At 35.7% G+C, this 15,439-nt stretch carries 6 protein-coding genes; 1 reads left to right on the forward strand and 5 read right to left on the reverse strand.

All coding sequences use genetic code 11. The features are described 5' to 3' along the window. Window positions 1-10: 10 nt before the first annotated feature. The 5 genes from ACFSC2_RS05470 to ACFSC2_RS05490 form a co-directional block, all read right to left on the reverse strand. Complete coding sequence (locus tag ACFSC2_RS05470; protein WP_379816398.1) at window positions 11-2,284, reverse strand: GH92 family glycosyl hydrolase; 2,274 nt, start codon at window positions 2,282-2,284, stop codon at window positions 11-13. Between the two features lie 294 nt (window positions 2,285-2,578). Further along, a complete protein-coding gene (locus ACFSC2_RS05475) occupies window positions 2,579-4,879 on the reverse strand; it encodes a GH92 family glycosyl hydrolase (protein WP_379816399.1) in 2,301 nt (766 codons plus the stop codon). 347 nt (window positions 4,880-5,226) lie between these two features. Next, window positions 5,227-6,840 carry a RagB/SusD family nutrient uptake outer membrane protein gene (locus ACFSC2_RS05480; protein WP_379816400.1) on the reverse strand — a complete coding sequence of 538 codons (1,614 nt, stop codon included), beginning with the start codon at window positions 6,838-6,840 and terminating at the stop codon, window positions 5,227-5,229. A gap of 19 nt (window positions 6,841-6,859) precedes the next feature. Beyond that, window positions 6,860-9,871: a SusC/RagA family TonB-linked outer membrane protein gene (locus ACFSC2_RS05485; RefSeq protein ID WP_379816401.1), complete on the reverse strand. Its 3,012-nt coding sequence runs from the start codon at window positions 9,869-9,871 to the stop codon at window positions 6,860-6,862. A gap of 290 nt (window positions 9,872-10,161) precedes the next feature. Further along, window positions 10,162-12,270 carry an alpha-N-acetylglucosaminidase gene (locus ACFSC2_RS05490; protein WP_379818582.1) on the reverse strand — a complete coding sequence of 703 codons (2,109 nt, stop codon included), beginning with the start codon at window positions 12,268-12,270 and terminating at the stop codon, window positions 10,162-10,164. Between the two features lie 760 nt (window positions 12,271-13,030). On the opposite strand from ACFSC2_RS05490, the gene ACFSC2_RS05495 reads away from it, so the two are divergent. After that, on the forward strand, window positions 13,031-15,418 hold the full coding sequence (locus tag ACFSC2_RS05495; protein WP_379816403.1) for a TonB-dependent receptor: 2,388 nt from the start codon (window positions 13,031-13,033) through the stop codon (window positions 15,416-15,418). Window positions 15,419-15,439: the final 21 nt, after the last annotated feature.

A 15,439-nucleotide genomic window follows, 5' to 3' on the forward strand; every position in this document is an offset into this window, starting at 1 on the left:
TTTTGAAATTTTATTTTGACGGCGGTAAAATCGTTGTTCCCCAAGCTGAAGGTTTCGAATCCATTTCTAAAATTAATTCTCCTCCGTTGTTAATATCATCGTGCGAAATCCAGGCTTTGTTGTATGCTTTTCCGTTTAAATAAGCAGTTTTTATATACTTATTTTTATCACTCATTTTCTTTGCTGTGATTTTAAAACTTTTACCGTTTTCCAACTGCATAGTGCTTTCTGTAACCAAAGGCGAATTGATCAGGTAATACGGCTGTCCGGCATTTGGATACAATCCCATCATGTGGAAAGCCAGCCACGAAGACATTGCCCCAGAATCGTCATTACCAGGAAGTCCTTGTCTTGAAGTATTGAAATTTTTCTTAATAATCGTTCTGATTCTGTCACTGCTCAAATACGGTTTTCCAATCCAGTGATACAGGCACGGCGTCAGGAATGAAGGTTCATTAGCAACATTATACAATTCTGAATCGAATAAAATATTTAATCTGTTTTCAAATGCTTTTTCTCCGCCTGATTTTTTTACCAATTCTGGAATATCATGTGGAATACTTAATGAATATTCCCAAGAATTGCCTTCGTAGAAAAATACGCACCAATGACAGACATACCAAGGTGATTCGATAATCACAGGCGTATATTTAAAAGTTGGTTTCTGGATTTTTGATTCTCCAAACACAACATCATCCAGCCATTTTCCGTCTTTGTCTTTTGGCATAATGAAACCTTTTGCACCATTATTTTCATAATCAGCACGCCAAAGATTTTGCCAGCTGTCTGCCTGTTTCATGTATCGATTATACAAATCCATTCTGCCCAAACCTTTTGCAACGACGGCAATATTATAATCGTTGTATGAATAGTCGATAGTTCGGTTTCCGGCGCGGTCTGTGCCGTAAGGAACGTAGCCCAATTTCAGGTAATCGATAAGTCCGCCTCTTCCTTCTCTTTCTTCATTTCCTCCCGGCGGCACTGTGGCGTCCTTAAGCATTGCCTGCAAAGCCAATTCGTAATCGATTCCTTTTAAGTTTTTTACAAAAGCATCGGCAATTACCACTTCTCCGTTAGATCCGCCTTGTGTTCTTCCGTTGTCGTTTCCGCTTCTTCCTTCAGGTAAAAAACCTTCTCTTTTGTAAATATTCAGCATCGCGTTGATGATGTCTACTTTTCGTTTAGAATCAATCAGCGTAATTAATGGACTTGAAGTTCTAAATGTATCCCAAATGGTATAAAAGTCATCATAATACGGTTCGTCGTTTGTCCATAATGGGTTTTCTCCTGTTCTATCAACCGGCATAATCATGGTGTGGTACAAACCCGTATAGAACATCTTTTTGTATTCTATTGAAGTATCTGGTGAAAGCTGAATTCTGCTTAATAAATTTTCCCATTTATTTTCCAGAGAAGCCAAAATGGCATTAAAATCCCAATGTGGAATTTCGACTTCGATATTGTTTTTGGCTTTTAATTCACTTAAAAAAGAAATTCCGATTTTGACATAGACTTCTTCTTTTCCTGAATTTCCGAAAGATAAAAGCGCCGCTGTTTTTTTGCCTGAATCGAACTGTGCTTTTTCATTTGGATAAAATTTACCATCTTTAAAAGTGACATATTTTGCAATCGGCTGATCAAAAACTGCCCAGAAATAAACAGTGTAAGCGCGTCCGTTGTTCCAGCCTCCACGGATTCTGCTGTAACCGCGAACTTCGGTATCTGAAACAATTTCGATCTGTGAACCTACAAATTGCTGTGCTTCTCTGGCATCTGGAACTTTTTCTTCACCAAGGAAAAATCCTGGATCTATTTTTAATTCCTTGGATTTATTTTTCGGATAGGTAAATCGGTAAAAAGAGACTTTTTCTCCTGTTGTGATTTCTGTTTTGATTTGATTTTCTTTGAAAACCATTTCATAATAACCCAGTTTTACGTTCTCTTCAGATCGAAAAGAAGTTTGATCGATTTTATCTAAGGTTCCTGAAAACGGCATAATAGAAATATTCCCGTATTTTGGTCCGCCTCCTGTACCGCTTACGTGCACCTGACTGAATCCGGTTACTTCTTTCGGAATGGGAAGCCAGCCGCTGTTGGGACTCGACGTACAATCGGGACTTGGTTTTACCATTCCGTACGGACATGACGGCCCGATAAAAACTCTTCCAACGCCTTCTGAACCAATCATTGGATCGACAAACTGATGAACAGTTTTCTGGGATTGAATGGTTATTGTGAATAAAAATGATATTCCTAAAAGTATATTTTTACTATATATTTTCATTACTTATTATTTTAAACTAAAAGTCACTTTTGTAATCAAATCGGTGAATTGGGGTTGTAATTTTAATACTTAGAACTATAGAAACATAGGTTTTATGGTTAAATAAAAGTTATCAAAAAGAAACATGCTTCTCAAGTATTTCTATATGTGTTTTAATTTCTGAAATGCGTTTTTGTGTGTGCTATTTTTTTTCTTTTTTATCACCCATTAAAGGATTAAAATGATTTTTTATTCGATTTTCAAATAAAAAAATAATCCATTTAATCTTTGAAATCTGTGGCAAAAAATAAACTTTTACTTTTCTGACATCTTTAAAATTAATTCTCCGCCATTTGTAATTTCTTGGTGCGACAGCGTAAAATCTTTTACTGGTTTGTTGTTGTATTTTATGTCTTTGATATATACATTTTGATCATTATTATTTTCTGCTTTAATGATAAATGTTTTCCCTGAATAATATTTTGGATTTAACTGAATCGTTATTTTATTGAAAATAGGGCTTCCGACCTGGTAAACAGCATCTTGATCTGTTCCTCCATTCATTTGAAACAATCCTAATTTAAGCAAAACGTTCAAACTTCCCATTAATCCTTGGTCTTCGTCTCCGTTGTAACCTGTTGAAGGCGATAATCCGCTGAAGGTTTCTTTTACTACGTTTCTTGTCCAATATTGTGTTAAATCGGGTCTTCCTAAAACGGTAAAAATATTCGAAGTCTGCATCGAAGGCTGATTACCAAAATTGACTGGAATTCGGCTAAACTCTGGATGCAATTCTGCATCATGCGATGTACCAGAAGTATATTTTTGCTTTTTTGCGGTTTCAAATTGTGCATTTAGTTTTGTTACTGCTTTTTCTTTTCCTCCCATTAAATTGGCCAAACCTTCAATATCATGTGGCACGAACCAAGTAGATTGTGCTCCATTTGATTCTATAAATCCATTTTCATATTGATAGGGATCGTAGTTTTCACGCCATTTTCCTTCTGCATTTTTCGGACGCATCCATCCAATTGATTGATCAAAAACATTTTGATAGTTTTCGGATCTTTTCATGAAGTACTTATAATCTTCTTCATGATGGAGTTTTTTAGCCAATTGCGCCAAAGTCCAATCCTGATAAGCGTATTCTAAAGTCTGACTTGCTCCGTCTTCATGACTTCCAAAATTACCTTCTGGAAGCGGATACGGCACATAGCCTTTTTCTAAATAATATTTTAAACCACCGCCAATATTGGTTTTGTGTTCGTATCCGGCTTTTTCCATAATACCGCCCGGCATATGATTTTTCTTTAAGGCAGTATAAATTTCTTCTAAATTTTCTTTTACAATTCCTTTTTGAATGGCACTTACTATAAATGGCGTTGCCGAAGCTCCTGTCATTACGTACGTATCATTTCCGCCCGAAGGTCCGCGCGGGATCATGCCGCCGTCTTTGTAATATTGCATTAAAGAATACACAAATTCTTCCATAATTTCAGGATAAACCAATCCCCAAAGGTTATTAATTGTCCATTGTGCGCCCCAAAAAGCGTCTGAATTATAGTGATTGAATTTTGGTTTTCCATCGGCATTTAATGGCAAATGTCCTACCCTGAATCTGTCCCCCGAGTTATCAGGATAGGCTCCGTTTGCGTCACTGATCATTTTTCTCCCTTGCAGAGCATGCCATAGATCAGTGTAAAATCTTCTTTGATCGGTTGTTGTTCCTCCTTCAATTTGTATTCTTCCTAATAAATCGCTCCATTCTTTTTTGGAATCTGAAACTGTTTTCTTGAAATCCCAATGCGGTAACTCGGTTTCAATATTGTTATTGGCGTTTTCAATTGAAGTGTAGGAGATTCCGACTTTCATCAATACTGTTGGATTTTTTTCATTAAAATGAACTAAAAAGTTTCCTGTAGTATTATCTTTTTCTACCGACGTAATCGGCTCTTTTGTTTTAATTTTAAAAAATACGGTTAAAGGTTTTGGACGTCTGAAATTGGTACTTAAAACTAAAGATCCTGAAAGCTCGTAATCGTTGTTTTTTTCTAATTTACCGTTGGTGTTTTCGCAAGGCCCCAAAATGGTATTTACATTAAAGAGAACAGCTTTTTGTCCTTTAACTGGAAATGTATATTTATGAAAACCAACTCTTTTGGAACTGGTTAATTCTGCTGTAATCTGATATCGATCTAGTTTTAGCGAATGATATCCTGGTGTAATGATTTCAGTTTTATGACTGAATTTTGAATAAAAATCTTTAAAAATTGCCGCTTTATTTTCTTTCGAAATGGTTACGGGCATTACCGATACGCCCGACATCTGCCATTCGTGAACGTGGCTGAAACCTTTTACTGTATCTGTAGTATATTTATAACCGCCTCCCCAATCGCCTTTTATTTCGGTATCGGGATTTAAATTAACCATTCCAAACGGACGGCTTGCAGACGAAAAGTAAAACCATCTTGAATTTTCGGTGTCCAACAACGGATAAACCAGATCTGAAACTTGTTTCTTTGAAGAAACCGCTTTCTGGGCGTTGCATGACACTGAAAAAATAAGTGTTATACTAATTGCAATTTGTCCTATTATCGAGATTTTATTTAGCTTCATTTATTCTTTTTGTATTGATGGGGCAATAGTATTTGAGCAGGATTTTTTATATCATTTAGTACTAAATCAAAAAATATAGGCACAGGAATTCCCTGTTGGTTATGAAGTATTTTCAAAACCTAAATAGATTGAATGTTACAAAACTTGATCTTCCCTTGATTTTCCGAAACGCATTCAATCAAGCTTTGTGTTCATTCAAAAACAAAAAATAAAACCGAACTGATTTTCATGAGCAACTACGAAATCAGTTTTCTTGTAGTAAAAAAGGAGAAGAGTTTTGCTCTCCTCTCCTTTTAAAATTAAAATGCATACAAGGCGCATACTAAACTAAATTCTTAATTTTTATATTAATATCCGTCGTTCTGAGTCAGAGCTGGATTTAAAACCATTGCATTTGTTGGGATTGGGAAAACACGACGGTAAAGATCTGTGTTCGTTTTGTATCCCCATGTTCCTTCGTATTTTCCAAAACGAATCATATCATTTCTATGCCAAGCTTCTTGTGCAAACTCTCGGCTTCTTTCTTGATAAAGCTGTTCTAAAGTTACTCCGTTCAACGCAGCAGATGTTGTTCTGTTAGAACGAACCATGTTTACTAATGCATCTGAACCTTGTCCTAATGTAACTGCTCCTCCACGTAAAATGGCTTCTGCTTTCATTAAAAGAATGTCTGAATAACGTAAAAATGGTACATCATTATTTTGATTACGGCTTGTTGATGTGTTGTCTGGGTAGAATTTAATGTTTCTGTAACCCATATTCCAAGCGATTTCGTCGTTACCTAAATCAAACAACGTAGCGCTCTGGCGTGGTACAATATTTGGCGTCAAATTAACTTGATACGTATAAGCTGCACTTCCGTCTGATCCTGTATAAAACTGATCGTAACCTTTTTTGGTTGTTGTAACCATTACTGGAGTTACACCGTCATTCATGAATTGTAAACCTGTCAGCCATTGTCTGTTACGAATATCGTTTGCATCATTAAAATAAGCATAGAATTCTGGCAAGGTGCTTCTTGGCGCACTAGGCGTAAAAGGCAGACCAAATTTTGTTCTTTCAGAACGAGGCACATCATAACGTGCGTGGTACATTTGTCCGTTGAAACCTACTGTAACGGCTGCTGGATCGTAAGGAATGGCAAAAATGAACTCTTTCATCTGCGGTCCGTTATTCGGATAAAACATCTGAAGGTAAGTTGCTCTTGGCTCAATTGAATATAATCCTGAATTAATTACTTGATCACAGGCTGCAATACAATCGTTGTTACGTTCTGTTCCTGTATACACTGTCGCATTCAAATATAATTTTGCAAGCATTGCATTGGCTGTTTGTTTATTCGGTCTTCCGTAAGTTGAAACTCCAGTAGCGGCATTCAAATTCGGAATAGCTTTCTTTAATTCTTTTTCAATAAAATTAAAAACCTCTTTTCTTGGTACTTTAGCATGAGCTGTAAAATCTCCGTAAACAGTGTCCAACGGCACATCTCCATAGCTGTCCATCATCATAAAATACGAAATGGCACGCATGGTTTTTAGTTCTGAAATCAATGTTGCTTTATCAGCTCCTTCCGGCATTGACTGGTTCAAAATTGAAATAGATTGATTGCTTAATCCGATTACTTTTGAAGTCCAATCCCAAAGACTGCCTACAATTCCGTTATCGGCATTCCAATCGTGAAAATGCATTGCAATATAATTTCGGTTATCAAACCAGTTTCCTCCTCTTGCCGGAAGTATCGCTTCGTCTGTAGACAGCGACTGCGACCACCACCAGGCAAATGAAAACTCACCTCTAAATGCGGCATAAACCGGACCTGTTGTCTGAATATATTGTGTTGAATTTTGAGGAAAAACTTCTGGTGTTAACTGCGTTGTAATAGGCACATCAAGATCTTCGCACGACCATAACAAACCAGCTGCAAGTACTGGGAGTCCTAAATATTTTAATATATTTTTCATGATAATTTCAGTTTACTTTTTAGAAAATTACGTTTAAACCAAACATAAAAGTTCTGGTTTTAGGATAAAAGTTGTTCGAATCTACACCCGGAGCGGTTCCTCCTTGTTCAACTTCTGGATCAATTCCCGAATATTTGGTAATTACAAAGAGGTTATTTATGGTTTCATAAATACGCACATTTTGTATAAATCTGCCGACTTTACCAAAATTGTATCCTAAAGTCATATTATCTAATCTTATATAACTTCCGTCTTCTATAAATCTTGACGAGTATTTATAAGAGTTCAAATCATTTGGCGATTCGTCTTGCGCATCAACCAAAATATTTGTGGTCATTGCAGTACTCGGCCTGAATAAATCGGCACGGGTTGCATTGAAAATTTTGTTTCCGAATACTCCTCTGAAGAAAACATTCAAATCAAACTTTTTGTAAGTAAATGTATTTCCCCATCCTAATAATAGTTTTGGCTGTGCATCTCCTACATAATGGTAATCTACTCCGTTTAAAGGTGTTGTAGTTAAATTGTTGTTTTTGTCATAATACTGAGAAACACCATTTGCATCTTTTCCAGCATATTTAAGTGTAAAGAATTGTCCTAGAGGTCTTCCTTCTTTAAAGATCTGTAGTGTGCTTCCTGTTTGTCCGCCTCCGTCAGGCTGTACTCTTCTGATAGAATCTCCTCCAATAAACAACGGATTTGTCAATTTCACAATTTTGTTTTTGTTGCTTGCCAAGTTCAAGTTTGTAGACCAGCTGAAATTTGCTGTTTTAATTGGCGTTGCTCCTAAACTAACCTCGATACCTTTATTAGACATCGTTCCTCCATTTGCTACAATTGTTCCTACTGGTACAAGTACTGGATTTACAGCATAGTTAAAAATCATATCGGTTGTTTTCTTGTCGTACACATCAACAGAACCTGTAATTTTTCCTTTCAAGATAGAAAAGTCAACCCCGATGTTTGCTGTTGCTGTTTTTTCCCATTTCAAATCTGGATTTGCTGCCTGATTTGGTCCGTAAGCTCCGATTTGTTGTCCGTTGTAATAGAAAGTTCCAACACTTCCTGAGATAAACTGCGCTGTATAAGCATTAAATCCTGATGAGTTTCCTGTTACACCATAACTTCCTCTGAATTTTAAATCCGTAAAAAGGTTTTGATTTTTCATGAAGTTTTCTTTGTCAACTCTCCAAGCTCCACCTACAGAAGGAAAATATCCCCAGCGGTTATTAGCTCCAAACATAGAACCTCCGTCTCTTCTTAATGTTCCTTGTAAAAGATATTTGTCATTAAAACCATAGTTTAAACGAACGAATTCTCCAATTAAACGTGTTTTTTGATAGGCTTTACTATCTCCAAAATTGACCACATATCCGTTTACAGAAGTATAGTTACTTAATGCAAGGTTATTGTACCCAACATTATCTACAGGGAAATTTGTTGCTGTAGCTTGGAAACCGTCACCATAAGTGTTTTCCTGCCATGAATATCCTAAAACGGCTTTTATTTTATGGCCGCCCAAAGTTTTATCCCAATTTAAGAAACTCTCAATAATGTTGTTTGTGTTTTCGTATGAATTTCTTAAAGCAGAACCATTTACACCAAAATTGATTAATGCTTTTGTTTGAGGCGGATCTGGGTTATTGTAAAAATTCGCACTATTATATCTTGAATAATAACTGTCATAGAACTCTCCGTGAGATGTTGATAATCTTTGGTGTGCTACATTTAAGTTATACGTAAAACCCCAAGGAAGTTTTAATTCTGCTGTAATGTTTCCAACAAGATTATTCGTTTTCGTTTCATCAGTTCCGTGCTCGATTAAAGCAACTGGGTTGAAATATCCTGTACTTACGAAGTTTTCGAAGAAAGTTCCGTCATCATTTCTTACTGGTGAAACTGGAAGGTGATTAATTGCTTGTAAAAGAACAGTATTACGTTGTGGAACATTGATGTATTTACTGTTTGAGTTGGTAACGTTAAGACCTATTTTAAGTTTATCATTAAAAGCATATTGATCTACAGATAGACGGGCAATAACACGAGAGAAATCACTTTTTAATAAAACTCCTTCTCTTTGGATCGAAGTAATACTTGCTGTATAATTTCCGTGTTCGCCGCCACCGCTCATAGATACGTTATGGCTGCTAGAAACGGCACGTCTTGGTCTTAAAATTTCTTTCTGCCAATCTGTGTTAGCTCCTTTATCATTTTCTGGCGTAAAGTTCAGATTGTTTTTTGTGGTAAAAGCTCTAAGCTGATCTGCATTCATCATATCTAACTGATTAGAAACCTCTTCAAAACCATAGTAGCCATTGTAAGCAATCTGAGTTCTGTCTTTGCTTCCCTTTTTAGTCGTTACCATGATCACTCCATTTGCAGCACGGTTACCGTAAATGGCAGTTGCAGCAGCATCTTTTAAAACGTCAATTGTAGCAATATCATCTGGAGAAATAATCGAAATATCTACTCCTGGAACTCCATCAATTACATAAAATGGCCCTTGTGAACTATTTAATGTAGAAGCTCCACGTAAAACTACAGAAGCCGATTTTGTTGGATCACCGCTGGAAGAAATATTCAAACCAGAAACTTTACCTTGCAAAAGCTGTCCGACATCGCTGATCGCACCACGATTTAGCTCTTCTGCTTTTATCGAAGTTACCGCAGTTGTCAAGTTTTTACGAGAACCTTTACCATAACCAACAACTACCACTTGCTCTAGATTTGTAGTACCCGATTGTAATTTTATTGAAAGATTCGTTTTTGTTCCGTCTAATTTTACAGGCTGATCGTCAAATCCTATAAAAGAAAATATTAGCGTTGCATTTTTGTTTGAAACCGAAATTTTAAATTTCCCATCAAAATCTGTTGTTGCAGTATTAGTTGTACCTTTTTCTAATACGTTAGCGGCTGGAAGTGGAAGTCCTTTGTCATCTAAAACTACACCAGACACATCTGTTTTTTGTGCCCAGGTATTAATGGAGAAGCCAAAGAAGAAGGCTAATAATAAAAGTTTAAGTTTTTCCATTTTAATATTTGGTTAATTGGTTAAATAGTATTGACGAAATTAATGGTAAAGAAATGTTAACAAATGGACAAGTTATTCATAAACATGGATAAAATCAATAAAGTCAATGATAATAAGGCTTTGCAAAGTTATTTTTCTAAAATTCTATAGTTAAAAACTTATTAATTAATCGATTTCGTAAAATTTCATTTAATATATTTTAAGATTCTGGTTTAGAGTTCTTTGTTTCTGGTTTAGAGTTGATTCGTATTTTGTTCATTTACGTATTTTTTACAATTACAGTATCCAGATTATTTGTTTTCTGTCCATTTAATTTCCCAGTTTTTGATTAACTCTCTTTCTTTTGTTTCATCAAATGGCGTGTTATTAACTGTTGATTTTTTTAAAGCTTCTAAAAACATTTTCCATCTTGGCCAGTAAAAACCTTTGTACATTCCCTGCCATGATCTTGAAGCGTAATCATTTAAATGACCTTCTCCGCCCCACAACGTAATTAATGTTTTAGCATTTTTTACATATAATTTAGAAACTTCAGGTGTGCTTCCGTATTCTGAAGCCGATTTAACCCAATAATTCAAGCTGTTTAACGGCTGTCCAGACATTAATTGATCAATTTCTAAAGCTTGTTTTTCTATCTTTTTAAATAATTGATCGCCTTTTACAATGTCTTTCTGCTGATAGGCTTTTACACATTCGATCAAATCTTCATCTATACACAAGGAATAATAATGTCTCGAAGCATCGATTACATCGTATTGAATGAAATTCTTTTTATCGTATTTTTTGGCTTCTGCTTTTAAAATATCCACAGCCTCTTTTAATTTATTCTTATCGCCAGGATTTCCTTTAAACTCGGTAATTGTCGCAGTTGGTCTTTTAAACAACAAATACGCCCCAGCCCTATCATTCCACCAGCGGGTTTCCCAATATTTGGTACTGTAAACCGATTCTAATAATAATTCCCAAGCCTTAAAAACAGAATTTGATGTTTTTTGCTCATATCTCGCATTCAAATAATTGGTAAGCCAATCTTTTATAGACTGCTCACCCTTACTCCACGGAAGATCATAAATAAATTCATAAACAATAGAATTGTTGTTCAAACCTTCTGGCATGGCACCGTAACCCACTACATTTCCTCTATGCGGATTTTTAAGCAGACTTGTCAATTCATTTTTATAGAAATTCAAATCTCCATATACAGGATTCGATCCTCCATAATTATGTACATATCCGTAAGTCCATTGTTTGCCATAAAATGCTTCCTGATTTTCCCAAACCTTATATCTGTCGTTGGCATAATCCTGAACCATTAATCGGTCATTTGGCACTTTACTTAAAAACGCACTTGTAGCTTCTTTTGTCCAGAAATTTTTGTTGTCGCCAAAAAGCCAACCCTGCATTACCCAGACAGCGCCGGGCGCCGCTTCTTCAATAGTTTCATAAATGGCACTTCCGTAATTGGCAAGTTCTTCATATTTATTATGTTCAGAAACCGGCGGTTCAATTTCGTTAAAAGAATCAGCCAGATAAAAATTAGACTTTCCGTACATTTTGGTGTAGATTTCGATAAATCGTTTTCCAATTTTTTTAAACAAAGGGTCTTTTGAGTCTAATAGAAAAGTACTTTCGAAACCACCGCCAGACCAAGAATTTAATTCTGTTATTTTGGCTTCTGGGTGTTTTTCGGCGAAAACCTTAGGAACATAGCCGCTAAAAGCCGGTACAACAGGATGCATATCTAAGGCTCGCATTCTTTCTAAAATTCTCTTTTGGAGTTCTTCTTTTTTACTAAACCATTCTTGCGGTAAAGGTCCTTCTAGGCTGTTGATATTTCCCATACGCTGCCATGGCAAAAATGCCGGTCCAGCAAAATGTGCCTCTAACTGGTTATTTGTTAATCCGTATTCTTTCCATAATTCCTGCCACACAGCTTCCTGACCTTCCATTGCAGTCGGAAGATTGATTCCGTGCAATGCCATCCAGTCGATTTCCTGTTCCCAGCGTTTCCAATCCCACCACGGAGTTGTGTAACCAAACGTACAGGCGTTTAGATATTCTCTATATTTAAATGGTGTATCTCCTTTTTTAGAATACTTCGGCCATGACTTAGGCAGATTAACTTTGTTTCCTTCCCAACTGACTAAAACGGCTCCGATATCTCTCAGAAAATTGTACGCAGCATAGCAAATTGTCGTGTTGTTTGCTGCTTTAATTTTTACAAGATTGTTTGTGGTTTCAATTTCAAACCAATCCTTATTCTCATTATTATTTTGAATAATATGCAGCTCAAATTCGCTGACACGACTGCCAACAAGTCTTTCTATAACTGCCTCTGCACTTTTTGTCTTTTCATCATTTTTACTGTATCCATTACTAGTGCAAAAAAATAACAGCATTAAAAAAGGCATTGTATGCTTTACGAAATTGCCTGTTTTAATTTTAAAATTCATTCTTCTCATATATTCCAAATTATAAATTATCACTCTAAAATGTTTCAAAAAAAAGGGAGATTAAATTTTAATTAACCTCCCATTTAATAACAACTAACAAAATATTTATTACTAATCAATAACCTTCAAATTCTTCGCAATTTTATATTAATCGGGTTTTTAATTAAAAATAAAATTATAGAGAATAGCCATCTTTTGAATGGACAGATTAATCAAAAGCATAGACAAAATATATAATTCGTTAAGTAATTTAAATTTTGTTTAAGAAAGTTCTTCACTTAGTCTCAAAACCGTTCTTTTTGATACTTTTTTTGATTCATTACATAAAGAAAATGAAAAGTCAAAAACTTGTAGTATTACGATTTATTAGCGATGTATTCTCACTATTTAAGCGGTTTTAGCTATCGATGTATTATGCATTAATAATTAAATTCCAAAACGATCTTTTCAAAACTCATTAGTGTTAATTTTTTCTTAAAATTAAATTCACTATTAAACTTACAAAAACACTTTAAAACATTAGTTATCAAAAGATAGAACACAATTATTTCATTTATTAAATGAGGTTGATTTTTCACACGTTTTTACATTTTCCAGAGCAATTGTAAATAAAATACTATTAGTATATCTTAAATTACTATTTTTACACAGTCTAAATAAGAATAATAATCACGAACTCTTGTGCAGAGAATCGGATAAAAAACAAATGAAAAGTAAAAGTTACCAACGTTCCAAAAAGAAATCGATCCTTACAGGTTTTATTTTATTGCTGATAAACATTATTCAAGCTCAAAATAACGGCGAGATAAGCGGTTCTATTTTTCACTCAAAAGAACCATTATCGCAAGCAACCGTTGAGTTAGAGCCGTCGGGCAAAACTGTAAAATCGGATGGCAACGGGTTCTTTTCATTTTCTGGTTTAGCAAATGGAAATTATACCATCAAGATTACTATCATGGGTTATAAAAATTTCATACAAAAAGTACATGTAACTGGGCAGTCACAATCACTTCGCATTCAGATGGAAGCCGGAATTGATTTGGAGGAAGTCAGCATCAACAATAATCCGAAAACAAAGAAGAATCCTGAAAACTTAGTCAACGCCCAATATAGTGCAATGCCGGTGACAATTATCGATCGCAAAACCATAGAGCTTATGGGAAGCAGACGACTTGACGAGGTTTTGAAAGAACAGACTGGAATTGCAATTGTAAACAATATTTCGGGCGGTGCAAGATCTGTAGGCGTCCAAATGCAAGGTTTTGGAAGTGAATATATTATGGTTCTTATTGACGGACAGCCGATGGTGGGAAGAAATAACGGAAATTTTGATCTTTCGCGAATCAGTGTTTCGAATATCGAACGAATTGAAATTATAAAAGGCGCTTCTTCAAGTCTTTACGGAAGCGAAGCTTTGGGCGGCACAATCAATATTATTACACGTCACGGCGTTATAGAGCCGCAGATGCAGGCTTCAGTCAACTATGGTTCTTTAAATATTGTTGATGCCACTTTAGAAGGCGAAACACCATTTCTTGATAATAAAGGAACTGCCAATCTTGCTGCTAATTATTACAGAACTGATGGTTTTAATACCAATTCAAAATACATAAAAGGCACCACTTCACCGCCTTATGACAATTACAGTTTACAGGGAAGATCGCGTTATCAAGTTGCCGACAAAAGCTTTTTGGCTTTGAGCGGACGTTACGGGCTCCGTCGTTCTTTTATGCAGAAAGATTTTGGTCTCGGCCATATTTCGGGCGATCACCAAGATGAGTCTGATCTGAGTCTTGCCCTTTCGTTTGATCATCGTTTTAACAGCAAAATACGAAGCATTACAAAATATTACTTGACTTATTATAATGCGGATATGAATGTGGCTTGGCAGCAAAATAATAGTTCGGTAAGTCAGGATGTTTTTAAACAAACGCTTCATCGTGTTGAAGAACAATTTTCATACAGCTCTAACAATACATATCAACTCGTCGGCGGTTTTGGTGGCAGTCTCGAGAATATGAATGATAATGCGCTTACCGATGTAAATTCATTGAAAACTTTTTTCTCTTACGCTCAAGGCGAATGGACTCCATTTGAAAAACTAAAAGCTGTGGGTGGCCTTCGATACGATTACACAAATAATTTTGGAGGAAGACTAAATCCAAGTTTTGGACTTCAATATTTTGTAACGCCCAAAATTACTTTTAAAGCCGGAATGGGAACTGGTTTTAAAGCACCAGATTTCAAAACCAACTACCTTATATTTTACAATGCCAGCAGTAATTATATGGTTATCGGAAATGCGGTTCTCGCTCCCACTCTCCAGCAATTACAGAATGACGGTCAGATAAGCGAAATCAGACAATATGTTCTCAATCAAGCGGCGGGAAATCTTCAGGCAGAAAAAAGTACTTCGTACAATGCCGGCGTAGTTTTAGAACCTTCGAAAAAAATCAAAGTTGATATTAATGCTTTTTATCATAAAATAAGTAATCAAATTAATAGTATTCAGGTTGCTACAGGCACTAATAATCAGATTATTTATACCTATCAAAACCTGCCGCAAGCTGTAAATAAAGGTTTTGAGCTTGCGCTGAAAATAAGTCCGCTAAAAAATCTGGAATTAAGCGCTGGATATCAATATCTAATTGCAAAAGATTTGAGTGTAAAAGACAGTATTCGAGCAGGAAAATGGCCGTACAGCCAGAATATTCATGATCCAGCAACTGGAAATTCATACAAACCCCGCCCTTCTGATTATTGGGGAATCGAAAATCGTTCGCGTCATATGGCTAATGCAACGCTTTTCTATCATAATGAACCTTGGAAAATCAATGCAAATATTCGAGTGAATTTTAGAGGTAAATATCCTTTTGGAGACCGCAACGGAAATCAGTTTATTGACAAATATGACATTTTTGTTCAAGATTACTGGCTGACGAATGCAAGTATAGAAAAACGTCTTCTGAAAGATCATTTAAGTATTCGATTTACAGCCGACAATATTTTTGATTATACCGATCCGCTTATGCCTGGACAGCCCGGACGGATTCTTCTTGTGGGCTTGAGCTATCGCTTTTTTAAAAACCAATAATATACTAATACTAAATACTCT

The sequence above is a fragment of the Flavobacterium artemisiae genome (genome assembly GCF_042678225.1).
Classification (GTDB): domain Bacteria; phylum Bacteroidota; class Bacteroidia; order Flavobacteriales; family Flavobacteriaceae; genus Flavobacterium; species Flavobacterium artemisiae.